Source organism: Azospirillum sp. TSO22-1 (genome assembly GCF_003116015.1).
In the GTDB taxonomy this organism is placed as follows: Bacteria; Pseudomonadota; Alphaproteobacteria; order Azospirillales; family Azospirillaceae; genus Azospirillum.
This window is the reverse complement of the sequence record NZ_LGQZ01000027.1, coordinates 179329-199822: the sequence shown is the minus strand read 5'-3', so window position 1 is coordinate 199822 and position 20494 is coordinate 179329. Positions and strand designations below refer to the sequence as shown.

The window sequence follows — 20494 nt, the reverse complement described above, 5'->3', positions numbered from 1 at the left end:
CCGGCCGGTTCTCAACAGGGCCCCAGCGGACCGGCGTCCGCGGTGGCGCGCTCGCGCGCCGGGTTGGGGTCCTCCGCCAGGATCGCGCCGGAGCGTTCCTGCTCCAGCTCCTCGACCCGCCGGCGCAGCGTGGCGACCTGATCGAGCAGGCCGGACAGCGCGCGCGCCACCGGGTCGGGGATGTCGCCGCACGGCGTGCCGTACGGCAGGAACGTGTTGGCCTCGGCCTTGTCGCGCGGCACCACCACGCGGGCGGCAACGCCGACCATGCTGGCGCCCGCCGGCACGTCCTTCACCACCACGGCGTTGGAGCCGATGCGCGCCCCCTGCCCCACCGTGACGGCGCCCAGCACCTTGGCGCCGGCGCCGACGACGACGCCGTTCTCCAGCGTCGGGTGGCGCTTGCCGTGGTGCAGCGCGGTGCCGCCCAGGGTGACGCCGTGGTAGAGCACCACGTCGTCGCCGATCTCCGCCGTCTCGCCGATCACCACGCCCATGCCGTGGTCGATGAAGAAGCGGCGGCCGATGGTCGCGCCGGGGTGGATCTCGATGCCGGTCAGGAAGCGCGCCGCCTGCGACAGGAAGCGCGCCAGCAGCTTCCACTCGCGGTCCCAGCAGTAATGGGCGATCCGGTGCATCAGCAGCGCGTGGAGACCGGGATAGCACAGCACGACCTCCAGCCGCGAGCGCGCAGCCGGATCGCGTGCGATGATCCCGTCGATCTCTTCGCGAAGATGCTTGAACACCGTATCACCCGCCGTGGTATAGTCCGCGCTCTTACCTCTCCACTTCGGTCCGAGCTGTGTTCGTGCGGGGCCGATCGCGTGGGTTGCCCCGAACGTACCATCGACGCATATATGATGACCAAGCAAAACGGTCAAGAATTGTGTTGGCGAAAAACGTGGCGCCCCGTGCGAGTCCACATTAGCTTGTCCCGCGCTGGCAGGTCCCGTCCTGGCAGTCGTCCACGTCATTCGAGTTCGCGCCAGGATCGTCGCCCCAATGCCTGAAGTGATCATCAACGGTCCGGCCGGTCGACTGGAAGGTCGCTACACCCATGGCAAGGCGCAGAACGCGCCGGTCGCCCTGCTGCTCCATCCGCACCCGCAACACGGCGGGACGATGAACAACAAGGTGGTGTTCACCCTCTTCCAGGCGTTCACCAAGCGCGGCTATTCGGCCCTGCGCTTCAACTTCCGCGGCGTCGGCCGCAGCCAGGGCAGCTACGACAAGGGCGAGGGGGAACTGGCGGACGCCGCCGCCGCGCTCGACTGGCTGCAGACCTACAACCCCAACGCGTCGCTGTGCTGGATCGCGGGCGTCTCGTTCGGCGCGTGGATCGGCATGCAGCTGCTGATGCGCCGGCCGGAGATCGACGGCTTCGTCAGCGTGTCGCCGCCGGCCAACCTGTTCGACTTCTCGTTCCTGGCACCCTGCCCGTCGTCCGGACTGATCATCAACGGCGAGAAGGACGAGCACGTGCCGCAGGCGGCGGTGACCAAGCTGGTGACCAAGCTGTCGCACCAGAAGGACATCCGCATCGACCACCGCGTGGTGCCCGGCGCCAATCACTTCTTCGTGAACCGCACGGACGACCTGGCCGTGCAGGTGGACGACTACCTCGACCGCGCGCTCGGCAACCCGCTGGCGGTGGTGGAGGGGTAAGGGCGGACCCGGAGGTCCGCCCGCGGGTCCTTACCCGACCTTCTCGACCGTGCCGTCGAGCCCCATGATCAGCAGCTCGACGCCCAGGTCCGGGTGCTTCTCGCGAATCATCCCGCCGAGCTTGGCCAGCACCTCGCCGTGCACCGCCGTCTCCTTGGCGCGGTCGTCCTTCAGATCCTGGCCGAGGAAGACCTTGTAAGCGCCGCAGTCGCGGTGATCCAGGACGATCACCTTCTTGATGTGGTGCAGGGCCTTGGCGACCTCCACGTGCTTCCAGAAGGTCTGGCCCCAGGCGGGCTCCTTGTCCGTCAGCGCACCCAGGCTGGCGCCGGCCAGGATGACGTGGTCGTAGTTGTTGGTCAGGCCGCGGCCGTCCATATAGCGCACGATGTCGTCGACCAGCCGGTAGTCCATGCAGGACAGCAGCAGCGCCTCGACGTCGCCCGCCGCAGCGGCGTGGCGGATGGGCGTGGCGCTCAGCAGCATGGCGCCGCCGCCCAGGGCGGCGAGCTTCAGGAAGGTGCGGCGGTCACCGGTGGCCGGGCGGTGGCAGGTGCAGTCGTGGTCGTGGCGGTGCATGGGCGTCTCCCCTGATGAGCAATCGGCACCACGAACGATACCCGAGCAATCCACCCATGCATTAACTCTTTTGTGTCACGGGCCGTGGTACCGCCCGCCGGTCACCGGCACCGGCACCCCGGTGGTGCTCGGCAGGCTGAGCGGCAGGCCGAGGCGCGAGCGCACCGCCAGATAGGCGAAGGCCTGCGCCTCCAGCGCATCCCCGTCCCAGCCCACGCTCTCCACCGGATCGACGGGCGCACGCAGGCGGTCGCGCAGCATCTCCATCAGCGTCGCGTTGTGCCGCCCGCCGCCGGTCACCAGCCAGCGCACCGGCGGCGCCGGCAGGTGCGGCAGCACGCGCTCCACCGCGAAGGCGGTGAAGGCGGTCAGCGTCGCCGCCCCGTCCTCCGGCGACAGGCCGCGCACCGGCGCCGGGTCGAAGGCGTCGCGGTCCAGCGACTTCGGTGCCGGCCGGTCGAAGTAGGGGTTGTCGAGCAGTTCGGTCAGCGCCAGCGCGTGCACGGCGCCGCTGCGCGCCAGTTGCCCGCCCTCGTCGTAGCGCCGGCCGGTCTTCGCCAGCACCCAGTCGTCCACCAGCGCGTTGGCCGGGCCGGTGTCGCAGGCGATCACATCGTCCTCGCCGTCTCCAATCCAGGTGACGTTGCCGACCCCGCCCAGGTTCAGCACCGCCAGCGGCCGCGGCAGGCCAGAGGCGAGAGCGCGATGGAACAGCGGCGCCAGCGGCGCGCCCTGCCCGCCCGCCGCCACGTCGGCGGTGCGGAAATCGTGCACCACGGCGATGCCGGTGCGCTGCGCCAGCAGGGCGCCGTTGCCGATCTGCCAGGTGCGGCGCTCGTGCGGCGCGTGCAGGATGGTGTGGCCGTGGAAACCGATGAGGTCGACGTCGGTCGCGCTCACCCCGGCCTGCGCCAGCAGGCCCTTCACCGCCGCGGCGTGCGCCTCGGTGAGATTGTGCTCGACGTCGGCGACGTCGCCCTTGCCGCCCAGGCAGGCGCGCAGCCGGGCGCGGAAGCCGTCGTCGTAGGATGTGAAGCGGAAGGCCAGCGGCTCGACCCGGTCGACGCCGTCGGTGCGCACCAGCGCCGCGTCGATGCCGTCCATGGACGTGCCGCTCATCAGGCCGACGACGGTCTGCATATCTCGATCCTTCCGACCACAACGGATCCTGCATCTATAGCGTCAATTTCGTGCCAGCCCGACAAATATGTCGGGCAATGCCGAATGCGTGTCGATCTAAGTCGGGCACTGTCGATAATTGTCGGCCCACACGGCCCGTGCTATCAGACGCAGCCCTATACGCACCAGACAGACGAAGATCGGCCATGACCACGCTGAAATCGGATTTCCTGCGCACCTTGCAGGAGCGCGGCTACATCCACCAGTGCACCGACATGGAGGGCCTGGACGCCAAGGCTCTCGGCGGGCCGATCGTCGCCTATATCGGGTTCGACTGCACGGCCGACAGCCTGCACGTCGGCAGCCTGATGCAGATCATGATCCTGCGCTGGCTGCAGAAGACCGGCCACAAGCCGGTCGTGCTGATGGGCGGCGGCACCACCAAGATCGGCGACCCGAGCTTCCGCGACGAGAGCCGTCCGCTATTGGACGACGCGGCCATCCAGCGCAACATGGACGGCATCAAGACGGTCTTCGCCAAGTACCTGATCTTCGGCGACGGCCCCACGGATGCGGTGATGGTCAACAACGCCGACTGGCTGGACGCGCTGCACTACATCCCGTTCCTGCGCGACATCGGCCGGCACTTCACCATCAACCGGATGATGAGCTTCGAGTCGGTGAAGATCCGCCTCGACCGCGAGCAGCCGCTGACGTTCCTGGAATTCAACTACATGATCCTCCAGGCCTACGACTTCATGGAGCTGTCGCGGCGCATCGGCTGCGCGCTGCAGATGGGCGGCTCCGACCAGTGGGGCAACATCGTCAACGGCGTCGAGCTGACCCGGCGCGTCGACGGCAAGGAGGTGTTCGGCCTGACCTCGCCGCTGCTGACCACCGCGTCGGGCGCCAAGATGGGCAAGACCGCGGCGGGCGCGGTGTGGCTCAATGCCGACAAGTTCAGCCCCTACGAGTTCTGGCAGTACTGGCGCAACACCGAGGACGCCGACGTCGGCCGCTTCCTGCGGCTGTTCACCGAGCTGCCGCTGGACGAGGTGGCGCGCCTGGAGGCGCTGGAGGGTGCCGGCATCAACGAGGCGAAGAAGGTGTTGGCCACCGAGGTGACCGCGCTCGCCCACGGCCGCGCCGCCGCCGGGGAGGCCGCCGAGACCGCGCGCCGCACCTTCGAGCAGGGCGCCGCGGCCGAAGGCCTGCCGACCGTCGAGGTGCCGCGGGCCGAGCTGGAGGCCGGCTTGGCCCTGGTCGACCTGTTCGTCACCGCCGGCCTGACCGCGTCGAAGGGCGAGACGAAGCGCAAGATCAAGGAAGCGGCGCTGAAGCTGAACGACGCCACGGTGACCGACGAGGCGGCGAAGGCGACGGTCTCGGATCTGAACGCCGACGGGGCGATCAAGCTGTCGTTCGGCAAGAAGAAGCACGCGCTGGTCAAGGCGGTGTGACGCCCTGAAGCCCTCCCCCGCCTCCGGCGGGGGAGGGAGGGACCCGCAAAGCGGGTGGGTGGGGGCTACGGCTCACCCGAAGAACAACTGGCCCCCTCCTAACCTCCCCCGCCGGAGGCGGGGGAGGGACTGAAAGCCCCCCTCAGTTCCGGTGCTCGTCCAGCCCCGGCGTCGTCGGCGCGGGTGAGCTGTCGCTCTTGCCCCGCCCCAGGAAGAACAGATTGCGCAGAAAGCCCGGCGCCAGCACGGCCAGCGGGTTGACCGACACGTTGGGGTCGGCCATCGGCCCTTCCACGTGCCACGTCGCGGCGAAGATGCCTTGGCCCGCGCCGCCGCTCAGCGCGTCGCCCAGCAGCGGGATCTGCCCGATGATGCGGTTGATGCCGTAGACCGGCACGATGGTGCCGCGCAGGTTGGCCACGTCGGTGCCGAGGTCGATGTCGCCCTCCGCGGTCAGCCCCAGCGCGCTGCCGGAGGTGCGCAGCTCCTTCAGCGTCAGCAGCCGCCCCTCCTTGCGGAAGTTGCCGGTCAGCCGGCCGAAATGGATGCCCTTGCCGCCACCGAGAAGCTCGGCGAAGCCGCTCGGCGAGAGGGTGTTGAGGATGCGCGCCAGCGTCGGCACGTCGACCGCCGTGTAGTCGGTCAGCTCGACCTGCCCCTCGATCACCGCGTCGGCGCGCGGCTCCACCGTGGTGCCGGTGATCTTCAGGGTGCCGCCCTGGATGCGGTCGGTGACGTCGAGCATGCGCAGCACCGTCCCGGCATCCTGACCGACGATCGACACCTCGTGCCGCCGCCCGGCCCCCGGCCCGCCACCCGGCGGCCCGTAATGCACCGTCAGCGAGCCCTTGTCCCCCGCCTTCGCCTGCGCGTCGAGCCGGTTCCACGCCATCCCGTCGTTGCGCAGGTCGGCGGTCACTTGGGTGAGCTGCCGCCCCTCTCCGAACACCACACGGCCGAGCTTCGCGTTGATCGCCAGCGGCCGGCGCTTCGGCTCGTCGGCGCTGGATCTGGTGCGGTTGTGCTTGAGGAAGGCTTCCAGGTCCAGGCTGTCGCCGGTTACCGTCACCCCGTAGCCGCCGTCGCGCGGCACCAGCTCGCCGCGCGCGCGGGTGCGGCCGAGCGCCAGCTCGTTCACCAGGATGCGCGACAGCGTGGTGCCGCCGGGAGCCAGCTCGACCACGACGCCGGCCTTCAGCCCGCCGCCCTCGACCGTGATGCCGCTGACCTTGGAGACCTTGTCCTTCTGGAACTCCAGCGCGAAGCGGCCGGTGGCGGCGGTGCCCGGCGGCTTGGTCCAGCCCAGTTCGGGGATGCTCAGCGTCGTCTTGCCGAGGTCCAGCGCGCCGGTCAGCGCGAGGCGCTTGGAGCGGTCCACGGTGAACACGATGTCGGTGCCCACCGGCCCCTCGGCGTAGCCGGCGGGGTCGGGAACGAAGCGGGTGAAGTCGGCCGCGCTCGGCGTCGCCTTGACGGCCACGCGGGTGCGCGGCCCGCGCGCGGCGGCGTCGAAGGACTCGCGCCACTCCACGTTGGCCGGCACGCCGTCCAGCTTGGCGGTGCCCTTCACCGTCATGCCCTTGGTGGTGAGGTTCACCTCCACCGCGCCGTCGGTGGCGTCCAGCCCGGCCGCCACCTTCTCGATGCCGACGCCGGTCGCCTTGCCGGCGACGCCGACCTCCACCTGCTCGACCTTGAGGTCGCTCAGCAGCGGGAATTGCAGGTGCAGCTTGGCGTCCACCATGCCGGCGGTGCGGCGCGGGTCCATGTCCAGGCGCTTGGGGTACTCCAGCGGCGGGTTGTTCAGCACCGTCAGGATGGTGCGCAGCGGCCCCTGCATCGGCACGTCGATGACGATGTGCTCCTTGCCACCGAGGTCGTGGATGACGATGGCGCCGTCGCCCAGCTTCACGTCGTCGATGCGGCCGCCCTGGGTGTGGACGGAGAAGGTCTTGCCGTCCGTCGTCGCGCGCATCCTGGCGACGCCGAGCACCGGCGGCAGCGGCCGGAAATACTCGACGTCGATTCCCTCGCCCTCCATCGCCACGTCCACCAGGGTGGGCCTGAACGCCGCAAGGTCGTCGCGCGGCGCCGCCCCGGCGAAGCGCGCCTTCGCCTCGTGCACCACGCCCTTGGACAGGTTGCTCACCACCCACTTGCGGGCGTTCGGCGACGCCGGGAGCGGCCACCAGCGGTGCAGGTCGTCGAGCGGCACGCCGCGCGCCGTCGCCTCCGCCGCCACCGTCAAGTCGGAACCCGACACGCCGACCTGCGCGCTGGCCTCGATGGTCGGCCCGCCGAGGTCGAGGGTCAGCGCCTCCAGCGACAGCCGGTCGGCCGCCCGGTCGCCCGAGGCGCGCAAGGTCAGCGACGCGATGTCCAGCGGCGCCTCGAACACGCCCGGCAGATCGAGGCGTCCGGCCCCGGCGGCGAGGTCGACGCGGCCGCGGCTCGGCACGAACGTCCGGTCCAGGTCGAGGTCGGCGGTGCCGGAAATCGGCAGCGACGCCTTCGCCAGCGGCGCCAAATCCGGCGCCAGCCCGGCCAGCGCCGCCGGCACGAGGTCACGCAGTTCCGCCACCACGCGCGGCCCGCCGTTGCCGGGGGTGGCGGTGGCGCGCAGCTCGGCGGTGTGCCCGCCGGCCGCCAGAGTCAGCAGCGCGGTGCCGATCGGCCCGTCCGGCTCGTCCATCAGCGTGCCGCTGCCGCCCAGCTGCGCCTCGGCCAGCGCCAGCGCCATGTCCTCGACGGTCAGCTTCCTCGTGGTCAGGTCCAGCTCGCCGCGGGCGCGGGCGGAGCGCACGGCGTAGGGCTCCGGCCGCACCGGCAGGCCGAGACTGCCGGCCCCGGCGGCGAGGTCGAAGCGCACGCGCGTCGGGCGGAAATCGGGATCGAGCACCGCCGCCAGCGTGCCGCTGACCGGCACCGCGGCGGCGCGCAGCGGTTCCAGCGTCGGCGCCACCTGCGCCAGCGTCGAAAGGTCGAGGTCGTCCACCCGAAGCGAGGCGGTGGTGGTGCCGGCCGCCGCGCGGTAAGCGCCGGTGGCCTCCGCCGTCGTCGGCCGGCCGCCGAGATCCAGCGTCAGCTGGGCGCGGCCGTCGATGCCGTCGTCGCCCCGGCGCAGCGCGATGTCGGCGCGCGAGGCGTGCCAGGACAGGCCGAGCTGCCGGTTCTCCACCCGCAGGTCGGCGCCGACCACGGTCAGCCGGCGCAGCAGGCCCAGCGGGCGCCCCCGCGACGGCGGGCGGCGCAGCGTGTCGAGCAGGTCGGCGGTCACCTCGGTGCCGGCTTCCGGTTCGGCAGCGGCGGCGGCGGTGCCTTCCGGCCCGGCGTCGCGCACGTCGAAGCCATAGCGGCCGTCCTCGTGGCGGATGACGGTGAGCTGCGGCCCGATCAGGTCGAGCCGCGTCGGCGCCAGCCGGCCGAGCAGCAGCTCGCGCAGCGACAGGCCGATGCCCATCTCCGGCACCGCGGCGATCGGCGTGCCCCCCTCGCCGGCGACGCGGACCTGCCGGGCGCGCAGGTCGAGGATGGAGGCGCCGGTCTCCGCCTCGCCGGCCCAGCTCAGCACCAGCGAGCCGATGGTGACATCGACGCGGGCGTCCTCGTCCTCCAGCGCGCGTTCGATGTAGGGCGCCAGCGCGTCCACCGCGACCGGCCCCTGCGCCAGCCGCCACACCAGCGCCCCGGCACCGGCCAGCACCGCCGCCAGCAGCAGGGTCGCCAGCCAGCCGAGGATCTTGGCGGTGCGGCGAATCGTCTTTCCCCTCTCCCCCCTGGGGAGAGGGCTGGGGTGAGGAGGGGCCACGGTGTGGTTGGCGTCGGTCATATCTCCCTCTCCCGGGACGGGAGAGGGTGGCCGCGCAGCGGCCGGGTGAGGGTCATCGCGAGAATCCTTGCAGGCACCCTCACCCTCCCGCGCTCTGCGCGGGCCCCTCCCTCTCCCGAGGCGGGAGAGGGACAATCAGCGTTGACCACAGAGCACGGGATGCGCAGTCTGCCCGTCTGCACAAACAGTGAGCACGCCATGCCCATCGCGTTCCCCGCCCCATTGCCGAAGCCCTTCGACCCCGCGCAGGCCCAGCTTGGCCGCGAGCGCTGGCGCGAAGAGGCGGCCAAGGGCGAACCGGAGCTGGCGGCCTGGGCCGAGGCGTTCGCCGCCGGCTCGACCGGTGCGTCGCTGATCGATGCGGTGTGCGGCAACAGCCCGTATCTTGGCCAGTCGCTGACGCGCGAGCTGCCCTTCGTCCGCCGCACGCTGGAGGACGGCTTCGACGCCGTCTTCCCGGCGTTGATGGCGGAGCTGGAACGCGACTTTGCGCAGGAGCGCGACATGGACCGGCTGATGACCGGGCTGCGCATCGCCAAGCGGCGCGCCGCGCTGCTGATCGGGCTGGCCGACATCACCGGCTCCTGGACCCTGGAGCAGGTCACCGGCGCGCTGAGCGACACCGCCGAGACAGGGCTCCGCCTCGCCTCCAGCCACCTGCTGCGCAGGGCGGCGGAGGCCGGCACGCTGACGCTGCCGAATCCGGAGCGTCCGTGGGAGGGGTCTGGCCTGATCGTTCTCGGCATGGGGAAACTGGGCGCGCGCGAACTCAACTATTCCAGCGATATCGACCTGATCGTGCTGTACGACGACGCCGTCGTGAAGACGGCCCAGCCGGACAACCTCGCCCGGACCTTCATCCGGCTGGCGCGCGATCTGGTGCGCATTATGGATGAACGGACCCGGGACGGCTACGTCTTCCGCACCGACCTGCGCCTTCGCCCCGACCCCGGCGCCACGCCGCTGGCGGTTTCCGTCACCGCGGCCGAAATTTACTACGGCTCGGTCGGCCAGAACTGGGAACGTGCGGCCATGATCAAGGCCCGTCCGGTCGCCGGCGACCTGGAGGCGGGCAGGGCCTTCATGCGCTTCCTGGAGCCGTTCGTCTGGCGCCGTCACCTGGACTTCGCGGCGATCCAGGACATCCACTCGATCAAGCGGCAGATCAACGCGCACAAGGGCCACCGCGAGGTCACCGTCAACGGCCACGACATCAAGGTCGGCCGCGGCGGCATCCGCGAGATCGAGTTCTTCGCCCAGACCCAGCAGCTGATCTACGGTGGCCGCGACATCCGCGTGCGCCCCTCCCCCACCCTCAAGGCCATCGAGGCGCTGTGCGAGGTCGGCCGCGTCGAGCCGGCGGCGGTGGAGGAACTGACCCGCGCCTACAATTACCTGCGCCGGGTCGAGCACCGCATCCAGATGACCGAGGACCGGCAGACCCATCAGGTGCCGGCCGACGACCGCGGAGTCGAACACCTCGCCCGCTTCCTCGGCTACGACGAGTCCGACGCCTTCCGCGCCGACCTGCTGGCCACCCTCGGCCTCGTCGAGGACCGCTACGCCGAGCTGTTCGAGGAGGCGCCGTCGCTGTCCTCCAACACCGGCAACCTCGTCTTCACCGGCACCGACGACGACCCCGGCACGGTCAGGACGCTGTCCGAGATGGGCTACCAGGACCCCAGCCGGGTCATCAGCGTGGTGGCGGCGTGGCACCGCGGCCGCTACCGCGCCACCCGCTCCGCCCGCGCCCGCGAGCTGCTGACCGAGCTGGTGCCCGGCCTGCTGCAGGCCTTCGCCAGGACGCCGGTGCCGGACACCGCGCTGATGAACTTCGACGGCTTCCTGGAGAAGCTGCCGGCCGGCGTCGGGCTGTTCTCGCTGTTCTACGCCAACCCGGCGCTGCTGGAGCTGGTGGCCGAGATCATGGGCAACGCGCCGCGCATGGCCGAGGTGCTGTCGCGCAACCCCTCGCTGCTCGACGCCGTGCTGACGCCCGACTTCTTCGACGCCCTGCCCGGCCAGGACGTGCTGACGCCGGAGTGGGCGCGGGTGGTGTCCGCCGCCCGCGACTTCGAGGATTCGCTGGCCCTGGCGCGGCGCTGGACCAACGACCAGCGCTTCCGCGCCGGCATCCACATGCTGCGCAACATCACCGACGGCGACCGCTGCGGGCCGTTCCTCGCCGACCTCGCCGACGTGGTGGTGCCCGACATCGCCGCCCGCGTGCAGGAGGAGTTCGCGCGGCGGCACGGCACCGTCCCCGGCTCCGCCTGGGTGATCGTCGCCATGGGCAAGCTGGGCAGCCGGCAGCTGACGCTGACCTCCGACATCGACCTGATCGTCGTGTACGAGTCCGCGCCCGCCGCGACGATGTCGGACGGGGCCAAGCCGCTGTCGGCCGGCGAATATTACATCAAGCTGACGCAGCGCCTGACCAACGCCATCACCGCGCCGATGGGCGACGGCCGGCTGTACGAGGTGGACATGCGCCTGCGCCCCAGCGGCAACGCCGGGCCGCTGGCGACCTCGCTGGAATCCTTCGTCAAGTACCAGCAGCAGGACGCCTGGACCTGGGAGCACATGGCGCTGACCCGCGCCCGCGTGCTCGGCGTCCGCACGCCCTTTGCGGAAAAGGTGGAGGCGGCGATCCGCGACGCGCTGGTGCGGCCGCGCGACCCGGACAAGCTGCTGTGGGACGTCGCCGACATGCGCCGGCGGATCGACAAGGAGTTCGGCACCGACAATCCGTGGAACGTCAAGTACCACCGCGGCGGCCTGATCGACATCGAGTTCATCGCCCAGTACCTCCAGCTCCGCCACGCTGCGGAGCACCCGGCCGTGCTCAGCATCGGCACCGCCAACGCGCTGAAGGCCGCGGCGGCGAACGGCCTGCTGGACGCGGCGGTGGCGGGGGACCTGGAAGCGGCGCTGCGCCTGTGGCGACGGGTGCAGGGCTTCCTGCGGTTGACGACCGACGGCGTGCTCGATCCGCAGCAGGTGTCGGAGACGCTGTTCGCCGGTCTGGCGCGAACCGCGTTCCCCGGAGAGGCGGCGCCGGTTGACTTCGCGGAACTCGACGCCAGAATCCGTGCGGTCGCCGCGCGGGCCCACGCCCACTTCCGCACCCTGGTGGAGGAACCGGCGGCCAGGCTCATCCCACCCGCCCAAACCGAGGAACCGAACATACCATGAGCGTAGAGGCCGGAACCCCCGCCCCCGACTTCACCATGCCGACCGACGGCGGCGGCAGCGTCACGCTGTCCGCCCTGCGCGGCAAGCCGGTGGTGCTGTACTTCTACCCGAAGGACGACACGTCCGGCTGCACCGCGCAGGCCTGCGGCTTCCGCGACCAGCTGCCCGATTTCCAGGGGGTGGACGCCACGGTGATCGGCGTGTCCAAGGACTCGGTCGCCAGCCACGACAAGTTCAAGGCGAAGTACAGCCTGCCCTTCACGCTCGCCTCCGACAAGGAGGCCGGCGTCGCCGAGACCTACGGCGTCTGGGTCGAGAAGAGCATGTACGGCCGCAAGTACATGGGCATGGAGCGCGCCACCGTCCTGATCGACAAGGACGGCGTGGTGCGCAAGGTCTGGCGCAAGGTCAAGGTGCCCGGCCACGTCAAGGAGGTGCTGGAGGCGGTGAAGGGGCTGTAAGCCCCTCACCAACGGACGCTGGACCTCGGCGAGGCGGGGTATTCCCGGGATCGGTCGGACTAAACCCATCGCTTGCTTAGCAAATAACTTAGAATCTCTATAAAGTCCGCCTGCAACGAAACGTTGGTTCGCTCCAGCGTCCCGGCAAGGAAATACCCCCATGAACGTCGCCAACATCGCCCGGCGTCTGGCTGCCGGTGAGCTTCACTATGCGCTTGGCCGCTTCGAGACCGTGCGCCGCGGCTACAGCCTCGTGCGCGGCTTCGGGCGCCGCCCCCGCGGCGGGCCGGCGCTGGTGCCGACGCTGTTCCCACGGGTGGACGTGGCGGCGGCGGCGGAGGCGGTCCGGCGGGAGTCGGTGGCCTTCGGCTTCGACCTGCCGGTCGAGGTGGTGGCCGAATTGCAGGCCTTCGCCCGCACCGCCGCGCTGTACGACCGCGGCGTGCCGCATCCCTTTCATCATGACGACGTGACCGACGGGCGCCTCGCCGACGGCACCCCCGCCGTCCTCGGCCTGATCCCCGAGCCGATCCAGAACGCCGCGGTGCGCCGCATCTGCAACGACCACATGCTGCTGGACGCGGTGACACGGCACCTCGGCTACCGGCCGACGAAGCTGGTCCCGCGCCTGTTCTGGAGCTTCGCCACCAGGATGGACGAGGACGAGCGGCGGCGCCGCGGCCAGACCATCGACTGGCACTTCGACGTGCACGATTTCAACTTCTGCTCGGCCTGCTTCTACCTCAGCGACGTGACGGAGCGGACCGGGGCGCACGCGCTGGTGTGCGGCTCGCACCGCGACAAGCCGCTGCGCTTCCTGGTGGGGTCCGCCAACGTACCGCAGGACGAGGTCTTCGCCCAGTTCGGCGCCGACCGCGCGATGATCATCGAGGGCCCGGCCGGCACCGGTTTCCTCGAGGACACCTCCTGCTTCCACCGCGCCATGCCACCGCTGGAAGGCGAGCGCTTGATGATGCAGATCTGGTTCAGTTGAGCCACGCACAAAGCCCCTCCCCCGCGAGGGGGAGGGACTCCAGGGGAGTCAGAACTGCTCCTCGCTCAGCGCCATCACCGTGCGCTGGGCGCTGAGGATCGGCACCAGCAGGCCCTGGGTGCTCGGCAGGATCTGCTCGGCGTAGAAGCGGGCGGTGACCAGCTTGGCCTCTAGGAAGGGCGCGTTCGCCCCCGGCTGGCGCAACCCGTCCAGCGCCTTGGCCGCCGCCTTCGCCATCATCCAGCCGCCGGCCACCGTGCCCCACAGGCGCAGGTAGTTCACCGCACCGGCCGCGGCGGCGCGGGCGTTGCCCTCCTGCTGGACGCGCACCACCCACTCCGTCGCCTGATCCAGCGTCGCCAGAGCGGTCGACAGGTTGGTGAGGATCGCCTGCATGTCGTCGCCGGGCACGCTGTCCAGTTCGGCCAGCGTGGCGCGGATCTCGGCGATGAAGGCGTTCGCCGCCGCGCCGCCGTCGCGCCCGACCTTGCGGAAGACGAGGTCGTTGGCCTGGATGCCGTTGGTGCCCTCGTAGATCGGCGTGATGCGGGCGTCGCGGTAGTGCTGCGCCGCCCCGGTCTCCTCGATGAAGCCCATGCCCCCGTGCACCTGCACGCCCAGCGAGGTGACCTCGCAGCCGATGTCGGTGGACCATGCCTTGACGACCGGCGTCACCAGATCGATGCGCGCCTGCGCGGCCGCCCGCACCTCGGCGTCCTCGTGGCTGCGCGCGAGGTCGAGCTGCGTGCCGGCGTAGAGCGCCAGGGCGCGCGCCGCCTCGGTCTTGGCGCGCATTTCCAGCAGCATGCGGCGGACGTCCGGGTGGCGGATGATCGACACCGCCGGCCCTCGGGAATCGGCGACGTCCTTGCTCTGCACGCGGGTGCGGGCGTAGTCGCGCGCCTGCTGGTAGGCGCGCTCGGCCAGCGCGATGCCCTGGATGCCGACGCCCAGGCGGGCGTTGTTCATCATGGTGAACATGTACTCCAGGCCGCGGTTCTCCTCGCCGACCACGTAGCCGACAGCGCCCTCGTGGTCACCGAAGGCCATGACGCAGGTCGGGCTGGCCTTGATGCCCAGCTTGTGCTCCAGGCTGGCGGCGCGGGCGTCGTTGCGGTCGCCCAGGCTGCCGTCCTCCTTGACCAGGAACTTCGGCACGATGAACAGCGAGATGCCCTTCACCCCGGCCGGCGCGTCCGGCAGACGGGCCAGCACGAGATGGACGATGTTCTCGGCCATGTCGTGCTCACCGTAGGTGATGAAGATCTTCTGGCCGCTGATGCGGTAGGTGCCGTCCTCCGCCCGCACCGCGCGCGTGCGCACCGCGGCGAGGTCGGAGCCGGCCTGCGGCTCGGTCAGGTTCATGGTGCCGGTCCAGGTGCCGGCGATCAGCTTGGGCAGGTAGGTCGCCTTCTGCTCGGCACTGCCGTGCTCGGTCAGCAGATCAACCGCCCCCTGGGTCAGCAGCGGGCACAGGCCGAAGGACAGGTTGGCGGCCTGCCACATCTCCTGCGCGGCGAACTGCACGGTCCACGGCAGGCCCTGGCCGCCGTAGTCCGGCTCGAACGGCAGGCTGCCCCAGCCGGCCTCGACGAACTGGGCGTAAGCCTCCTGCCACCCCGTCGGCGTGCGCACCACGCCGTTCTCCAGCACCGAGCCCTCCTTGTCGCCCACCGTGTTGAGCGGGGCGAGCACGCCGGAGGCGAACTTGCCACCCTCCTCCAGGATGGCGTCCACCAGGTCGGGGGTGGCGGACTCGAAGGCGGGCAGCCCGGCCACGCGGTCGAAGCCGACCACCTCGTTCAGCAGGAAACGGAAGTCGGCGACAGGGGCGGTGTAGGGGATCATGGAACGCGTGGCCCTCCCGAGACCGTGCAGGTGTTGTTCTTGTGGCCCGGCAGGATACCGCGCCGTATGGTGATTGGCGATACGCCGTTGGCGCAGGGCCGCCAGCCGAGCGTATTACCTTTACGTAAACGTCATAAAGTGCGCAAGAGGCAAAGGATGGACCCGGCTCTGGAGGGCATCGCCGAACGCGACGGCTTCCGCGGGGTGATCGCGGCGGACGAGACGCAGCGCCTGGGCCTAACGCTGCCGGACCTGCTGCCGCTGGCGGCGCTCTACGCCCGCCCGCCGGTGTCGGGCTTCGCGGTCGGCGCGGTCGCGCAGGGACTGTCGGGCGCGGTCTACCTCGGCGCCAACATCGAGTTCCCCGGCCAGCCGCTCAACGCCTCGGTGCACGCCGAGCAGAGCGCCGTCGCCAACGCCTGGATGTACGGGGAGCGTGGGCTCTTGTCCCTGGCCGTCACCGCCGCGCCGTGCGGCCACTGCCGGCAGTTCCTGCACGAGCTGGCGCACCCGCCCACCCTGCTGCTGCCCGGCCGCGAGCCGGTACCGCTGTCGGCGCTCCTGCCGGACGCCTTCGGCCCGCGCGACCTCGGCATCGCCGGCGGGCTGATGGACCCGGCCGACCACGGCCTGACCATCGACTCCGACGACCCGCTGCTGCGCGCGGCGCTGGACGCCGCGAACGCCAGCCACGCCCCTTACACCCGCGCGTACGCCGGCGTGGCGCTGCGCACCGTGGACGGCGCAGTGTTCCCCGGGCGGTACGCCGAGAACGCTGCCTTCAACCCCGGCCTGCCGCCGCTGCAGTGCGCCGTGGCGCTGCTGGTGCTGGCCGGGCGCGCGCTGGCGGAGGTGACCGCCGCCGCGCTGGTCGAGCACCTCGCCCCGGCCAGCCACGCCGAACCGGCCCGTGCGCTGCTCGCCCCGCTCGGCATTCCCTTCACCACGGCGCTGGCACACCCATTGCAGTGCTAGGGGCGAACCCCAGCAGGGATTGCCGCCATGACCTTCGCCGCCGCCATCGCCCAGTCCGCCCAGTCGGCCGTCCAGGCCCAGAAGACGCCGCGCGGCCCTGCCGAAGTGGAAGCCGCGGTGCGCAACGCCAGCGCCAAGACCGGGGTCAATTTTGCCTACCTCATGGAAAAAGCTGCCACCGAGAGCGGGTTCCGCACCGACGTGAAGTCGTCCTCGTCCAGCGCCACCGGCCTCTACCAGTTCATCGACTCGACGTGGCTGACCACGCTGAAGGAGCACGGCGGCGACCACGGCCTGGGCCAGTACGCCAACGCCATCCAGACCCGCTCCGACGGCCGGCCCTACGTGTCCGACCCGGAGATGCGCAACAAGATCCTCGAGCTGCGCAAGGACCCCAACGTCTCCGCCCTCATGGCCGCCGAGTTCACCAAGGACAACCAGGACTACCTGAAGGAGAACGTCGACAAGGGGCAGATCGGCTCGACCGAGCTGTACATGGCGCACTTCCTGGGCGCGGCGGGGGCGGCAAAGTTCCTCAACGCCATGCACGACAGCCCGAACCGGCAGGCGCAGGACCTGTTCCCCGAGGCGGCGGCGGCCAACAAGGCGGTGTTCATCGACAAGGAGACCGGCCGCGGCAAGACGCTGAAGGAGATCTACGACCGCTTCGCCAAGCGCTTCGACGAGATCGGCGGTGCGCCGGCCGCGGCGGCGACCGAGCGGGTGCGTCGCCAGGACATGCCGGACGGCTTCACCACGCAGATGCCGAGCGTCTCCGCCCATACCATCGGCGGCACGCCGCTGTCGATGTACCAGATCCTGGCGCTGAACGCGCTGGAGACGCCGGACGAGGCGGAGACCAACACCATGCGCCCCGGCAACCGCAAGTCCGTTTCCCAGCCGGAGCGCCACCGCATGCGCGACGAGCCGGTGCGCGGCGACCAGACGGCGGAGACGGGCCTGGGGCTGGGGCTGGGGCGGACGCCGTTCGGGCAGGCGGCGTAGGCGGCGCAAACACTTGCCCCCACCCCTTACCCCTCCCCTGCGAAGCGGGGGAGGGGTAAGGGGTGGGGGCAATATCTTCCCTACGGCAGCAGTTTCCCTGGATTCATGATCCCCTTGGGATCCACCGCCGCCTTCACCGCGCGCATCAGGTCCAGTTCCACCGGGCTCTTGATGTGCGGCATGTCGTCCTTCTTGAACCGCCCCACCCCGTGCTCGGCCGAGATGGAACCGTCCAGCTCCAGCACGATCCCGTTGACGAGGTGGGTGATCTCCTCCCAGCGCTCCATGTAGGACGCCGTGTCGGCGCCTTCGGGCTGGCTGAGGTTGAAGTGGATGTTGCCGTCGCCGACGTGACCGAAGGGCGTGGCGCGGATGCCCTGGCACGCCGCCTCGACCGCCGCCGTCGCCTTCCCAAGGAACTCGGCGACGCGGCTCACCGGGATCGACACGTCGTTCTTGATCGAGCCGCCCTCGAACTTCTGCGCCTCGACGATGGCCTCGCGGATGAACCACAGCTGGTTGGCCTGACTCTCGCTCGCCGCCAGCGTCGCGTCGGTGGCCAGCCCGGCCTCGAACGCCTCGCCCAGCGCCGCCTCGAAGTTCTCGCGGAAGGCGTCGGACTGCGTGCCGGCGGTCAGCTCGGTCAGCACGTACCACGGCGACGGCTCGGACAGCGGGTCCACCGTGCCGGCGACGTGCTTCAGCGCGAACTCCAGGCAACGGCGCGACATCAGCTCGTACGCCGCCACGGCGTCGCCCGACGCCGCGCGCAGCCGCGCCAGCAGCGCGATGGCGGACTCCGGGTCCGGCACGGCGACGAACGCCGTCTCCACCTGCCGCGGCCGCGGGTAGAGCTTCAGCACCGCGGCGGTGATGATGCCCAGCGTGCCCTCGCCGCCGATGAACAGGTGCTTGAGGTCGTAGCCGGTGTTGTTCTTGCGCAGCCGGCGCAGGCCGTTCCACACCCGCCCGTCCGGCAGCACCACCTCCAGCCCCAGCACGAGGTCGCGCATGTTGCCGTAGCGCAGCACGTTGATGCCGCCGGCGTTGGTGGAGATCAGGCCGCCGACCTGGCAGGTGCCCTCCGCACCCAGGCTCATGGGCAGCAGGCGGTCCTGGTCCTTGGCGGCCTCCTGCGCGGTCTTCAGCACGACGCCGGCCTCGGCGGTCATGGTGTAGTTCAACGGGTCGAGGTCGCGGATGCGGTTCATGCGCGACAGGCTCAGCACGATCTCCGTCCCCGCCTCGTAGGGGATGGAGCCGCCGACCAGCGAGGTGTTGCCGCCCTGCGGCACGATGGGCTGCCCCGCCTCGGCGCACGCCTTGACCACCGCGGCCACCTCCTCGGTCGAGGCCGGGCGCACCACCGCCGGGCTGTTGCCCTTGAAGCGCCCGCGCCACTCGGCAAGGTACGGCGCCATGTCCGCCGGATCGGTGAGCAGGCCGTTGGGACCCACGATGGAACGGATGCGGTCGAGAAGGGCGGTCATGGGCGTCGGATCCGGGCTGAGACAGTGCGGACGCGCAAACTAGCGGAGTTCGCAGGTCGGGCCAAGCGCAGCGCGGCCCAACCCAGCCTTGCAGAGCCGGAGACCGCCGCGCGCCGGCCGCACCCATCCGGGCTACCACGGAAAAATCACACTGAACGGTTCAGTTTAGTCTTGACGAGGCGATGGGTCGAGAGCATGTTCCTCACATGAACTGAACGGTTCAGTTCAATTTTTAGACCCAAGGGCTCCCGCCGACCCCGCCATGAGGGACGAAGCGGCCAGCCTCATGAAGGCCCTGCACCCGACGGTGCACGCCCCAACTCGATCAAGGAAACAAGCCATGAGCATTCGCAACACGACGGCCACCCTTCTGTTCTCGACGCTGCTTCTCGCCTCGGGGACCGGCTTCGCCGCCGCGCAGACGGCCGGCACCGACCAGTCCTTCGAGAGCCAGTTGAGCGAGGCCGCCGACGCCGTGCGCAATCACATCCCCGGCGGGATCGGCCAGGAGGAGCGCCTGACGGTCGAGCGCCACCTGCAGATCGCCCGCGACCTGTCCCGTCAGGGCCGGACCGACGCGGCGCAGTCGTACCTGAACTTCGCCCGCGGGGAACTGGGCCTGTCCGTCAGCCCGCGCGCGAGCGAGGTGACCGCGATGCCCTCGCAGTTCTCCGCCAAGGACTTCAACAACTCCGTCCACTGACGGCATCGGACTGGAACGGGGCCGGCGGCAGGCCGGCCCCGCCCGTTCGTTCAGCCGTGACGGAAAATCCTGACACCATCGGGCCGCTTCCCGGCCCACGCGATCCCCGCGGCGGTCAGCCCCGCGGCGCCGCCGCCCGGCGCAGCCGGTCGTTGATCGCGACTCCCAATCCCTCCTCCGGGATCGGCATCACGGCGATGGCCCGCACACCCGGCTTGTCCAGCGCCCGCAGGTGGTGGAACAGGTTGGCCGCCGCCTCGTTGAGGTCGCCCTCCAGCGACAGGTTCAGCTTCTCCCGGCCACCGCGCACGAAGCGGTCAGGGCCGAAGCTCAGCAGCGCCTCGTCGTCTTCGGCGCCGTGCGCGTTCAGGCGCACCGACGCCCGCGGCGCGTAGTGGCTGGCGAGCTGCCCCGGCGACTTCGGCGCGTCCGGGTCGCCGGACGACACCAGGATCGGGCCGATCAACCGCTCGATCTCCTCGCGCAGCACGGCGCCGGGGCGCAGCAGCACCGGCGTCTCGCCGGACAGGTCGAGCACCGTCGACTCCAATCCGACCGGGCAGCGCCCGCCGGCCAGCACGGCGGCAACCCTCTCGCCCAGGCTCTCCACCACGTGCATCGGCGTGGTCGGGCTGACCGCGCCGGAGCGGTTGGCGCTCGGCGCGGCGACGGGCCGGCCGGCGGCCTTCAGCAGCGCTTGGCCGATGGGGTGGTTGGGGACGCGCACCGCCACGGTGTCGAGCCCGGCCGAGACCAGCAGCGACAGCCCGGCCTCGTCCCGCCGCCGCAGCACCAGCGTCAGCGGGCCGGGCCAGAACTGCTCGGCCACCGCCTCGGCGCGCTCGTCGAAGACGGCGATCCGCTCGGCCGACGCCGCGTCCGGCACGTGCACGATCAGCGGGTTGAACTGCGGCCGGCCCTTGGCGGCGAAGATCGCCGCGACGGCGGCCTCGCTGGTCGCGTCGCCGCCCAGGCCGTACACCGTCTCGGTCGGGAAGGCCACCAGCTCGCCGGCGCGCAGCAGCGTGCCCGCCTTTTGGAGGGCGGCGGCGTTCGGATGCAGGATTTCGGGGCGTTGCGTGCTCACGGTGCGGCTTTTAGGCGGATCGGGGCGGGAAGTCAAAGCGTCCGGTTGCGCGGACTCGCCTCAACGGCTATGAGGGATGCGCGC

The 20494-nt window shown here is 70.8% G+C and carries 15 protein-coding genes; 8 read left to right on the top strand and 7 right to left on the bottom strand.

Annotation, left to right across the window (positions count from 1 at the left end; genetic code table 11):
- Positions 1-11 precede the first annotated feature (11 nt).
- The gene (gene cysE / locus TSO221_RS08400) at positions 12-746 is read right to left on the bottom strand and encodes a serine O-acetyltransferase (protein ID WP_247877955.1); all 735 of its coding nucleotides are present in this window, start codon (positions 744-746) and stop codon (positions 12-14) included.
- Between the two features lie 256 nt (positions 747-1002).
- Here cysE and TSO221_RS08395 point away from each other — a divergent pair, with 256 nt between their 5' ends.
- Positions 1003-1665, top strand: coding sequence for an alpha/beta hydrolase (locus TSO221_RS08395; protein WP_109118027.1), 663 nt, complete (start codon positions 1003-1005; stop codon positions 1663-1665).
- Between the two features lie 30 nt (positions 1666-1695).
- Here TSO221_RS08395 and TSO221_RS08390 read toward each other — a convergent pair whose 3' ends face one another.
- Both TSO221_RS08390 and TSO221_RS08385 read right to left on the bottom strand, forming a co-directional pair.
- Positions 1696-2244 (bottom strand): carbonic anhydrase, encoded by a 549-nt coding sequence (locus TSO221_RS08390; RefSeq protein WP_109118026.1) that lies wholly within the window; start codon positions 2242-2244, stop codon positions 1696-1698.
- A gap of 75 nt (positions 2245-2319) precedes the next feature.
- On the bottom strand, positions 2320-3384 hold the full coding sequence (locus TSO221_RS08385; RefSeq protein ID WP_109118025.1) for an anhydro-N-acetylmuramic acid kinase: 1065 nt from the start codon (positions 3382-3384) through the stop codon (positions 2320-2322).
- A gap of 185 nt (positions 3385-3569) precedes the next feature.
- On the opposite strand from TSO221_RS08385, the gene tyrS reads away from it, so the two are divergent.
- Complete coding sequence (gene tyrS, locus TSO221_RS08380; protein WP_109118024.1) at positions 3570-4823, top strand: tyrosine--tRNA ligase; 1254 nt, start codon at positions 3570-3572, stop codon at positions 4821-4823.
- Between the two features lie 142 nt (positions 4824-4965).
- On the opposite strand, the gene TSO221_RS08375 is transcribed toward tyrS, so the two are convergent.
- Positions 4966-8652, bottom strand: a complete 3687-nt coding sequence (locus TSO221_RS08375; RefSeq protein ID WP_109118023.1) for an AsmA-like C-terminal region-containing protein — start codon at positions 8650-8652, stop codon at positions 4966-4968.
- 198 nt (positions 8653-8850) lie between these two features.
- Here TSO221_RS08375 and TSO221_RS08370 point away from each other — a divergent pair, with 198 nt between their 5' ends.
- The 3 genes from TSO221_RS08370 (at position 8851) to TSO221_RS08360 (ending at position 13302) form a co-directional block, all read left to right on the top strand.
- On the top strand, positions 8851-11847 hold the full coding sequence (locus TSO221_RS08370; RefSeq protein WP_199229413.1) for a bifunctional [glutamine synthetase] adenylyltransferase/[glutamine synthetase]-adenylyl-L-tyrosine phosphorylase: 2997 nt from the start codon (positions 8851-8853) through the stop codon (positions 11845-11847).
- Positions 11844-12308 carry a thioredoxin-dependent thiol peroxidase gene (bcp, locus tag TSO221_RS08365; RefSeq protein WP_109118021.1) on the top strand — a complete coding sequence of 155 codons (465 nt, stop codon included), beginning with the start codon at positions 11844-11846 and terminating at the stop codon, positions 12306-12308. Before TSO221_RS08370 ends, bcp begins: the two co-directional genes overlap by 4 nt.
- A gap of 160 nt (positions 12309-12468) precedes the next feature.
- The gene (locus TSO221_RS08360) at positions 12469-13302 is read left to right on the top strand and encodes a hypothetical protein (RefSeq protein ID WP_109118020.1); all 834 of its coding nucleotides are present in this window, start codon (positions 12469-12471) and stop codon (positions 13300-13302) included.
- A 48-nt stretch (positions 13303-13350) separates the two neighbouring features.
- On the opposite strand, the gene TSO221_RS08355 is transcribed toward TSO221_RS08360, so the two are convergent.
- Positions 13351-15150: an acyl-CoA dehydrogenase gene (locus tag TSO221_RS08355; RefSeq protein ID WP_109118019.1), complete on the bottom strand. Its 1800-nt coding sequence runs from the start codon at positions 15148-15150 to the stop codon at positions 13351-13353.
- 156 nt (positions 15151-15306) lie between these two features.
- Between TSO221_RS08355 and cdd the strand changes: the two genes are divergently transcribed.
- Both cdd and TSO221_RS08345 read left to right on the top strand, forming a co-directional pair.
- The gene (gene cdd / locus TSO221_RS08350; RefSeq protein WP_158284028.1) at positions 15307-16125 is read left to right on the top strand and encodes a cytidine deaminase; all 819 of its coding nucleotides are present in this window, start codon (positions 15307-15309) and stop codon (positions 16123-16125) included.
- Between the two features lie 27 nt (positions 16126-16152).
- Positions 16153-17130 carry a hypothetical protein gene (locus TSO221_RS08345; RefSeq protein WP_247877954.1) on the top strand — a complete coding sequence of 326 codons (978 nt, stop codon included), beginning with the start codon at positions 16153-16155 and terminating at the stop codon, positions 17128-17130.
- Between the two features lie 80 nt (positions 17131-17210).
- On the opposite strand, the gene TSO221_RS08340 is transcribed toward TSO221_RS08345, so the two are convergent.
- Positions 17211-18620 carry an FAD-binding oxidoreductase gene (locus tag TSO221_RS08340; RefSeq protein WP_109118017.1) on the bottom strand — a complete coding sequence of 470 codons (1410 nt, stop codon included), beginning with the start codon at positions 18618-18620 and terminating at the stop codon, positions 17211-17213.
- A gap of 340 nt (positions 18621-18960) precedes the next feature.
- On the opposite strand from TSO221_RS08340, the gene TSO221_RS08335 reads away from it, so the two are divergent.
- On the top strand, positions 18961-19323 hold the full coding sequence (locus tag TSO221_RS08335; RefSeq protein ID WP_109118016.1) for a hypothetical protein: 363 nt from the start codon (positions 18961-18963) through the stop codon (positions 19321-19323).
- Between the two features lie 115 nt (positions 19324-19438).
- Here TSO221_RS08335 and TSO221_RS08330 read toward each other — a convergent pair whose 3' ends face one another.
- Positions 19439-20410, bottom strand: coding sequence for an L-threonylcarbamoyladenylate synthase (locus tag TSO221_RS08330; RefSeq protein WP_109118015.1), 972 nt, complete (start codon positions 20408-20410; stop codon positions 19439-19441).
- Positions 20411-20494: the final 84 nt, after the last annotated feature.

Coding starts and splice junctions, on each gene's coding strand:
- TSO221_RS08395 (WP_109118027.1), top strand. CDS start 1,003: ATGCCTGAAGTGATCATCAACGGTCCGGCCGGTCGACTGGAAGGTCGC.
- TSO221_RS08390 (WP_109118026.1), bottom strand. CDS start 2,244: ATGCACCGCCACGACCACGACTGCACCTGCCACCGCCCGGCCACCGGT.
- TSO221_RS08385 (WP_109118025.1), bottom strand. CDS start 3,384: ATGCAGACCGTCGTCGGCCTGATGAGCGGCACGTCCATGGACGGCATC.
- tyrS (WP_109118024.1), top strand. CDS start 3,570: ATGACCACGCTGAAATCGGATTTCCTGCGCACCTTGCAGGAGCGCGGC.
- TSO221_RS08375 (WP_109118023.1), bottom strand. CDS start 8,652: ATGACCGACGCCAACCACACCGTGGCCCCTCCTCACCCCAGCCCTCTC.
- TSO221_RS08370 (WP_199229413.1), top strand. CDS start 8,851: ATGCCCATCGCGTTCCCCGCCCCATTGCCGAAGCCCTTCGACCCCGCG.
- bcp (WP_109118021.1), top strand. CDS start 11,844: ATGAGCGTAGAGGCCGGAACCCCCGCCCCCGACTTCACCATGCCGACC.
- TSO221_RS08360 (WP_109118020.1), top strand. CDS start 12,469: ATGAACGTCGCCAACATCGCCCGGCGTCTGGCTGCCGGTGAGCTTCAC.
- TSO221_RS08355 (WP_109118019.1), bottom strand. CDS start 15,150: ATGATCCCCTACACCGCCCCTGTCGCCGACTTCCGTTTCCTGCTGAAC.
- cdd (WP_158284028.1), top strand. CDS start 15,307: ATGGACCCGGCTCTGGAGGGCATCGCCGAACGCGACGGCTTCCGCGGG.
- TSO221_RS08345 (WP_247877954.1), top strand. CDS start 16,153: ATGACCTTCGCCGCCGCCATCGCCCAGTCCGCCCAGTCGGCCGTCCAG.
- TSO221_RS08340 (WP_109118017.1), bottom strand. CDS start 18,620: ATGACCGCCCTTCTCGACCGCATCCGTTCCATCGTGGGTCCCAACGGC.
- TSO221_RS08335 (WP_109118016.1), top strand. CDS start 18,961: ATGAGCATTCGCAACACGACGGCCACCCTTCTGTTCTCGACGCTGCTT.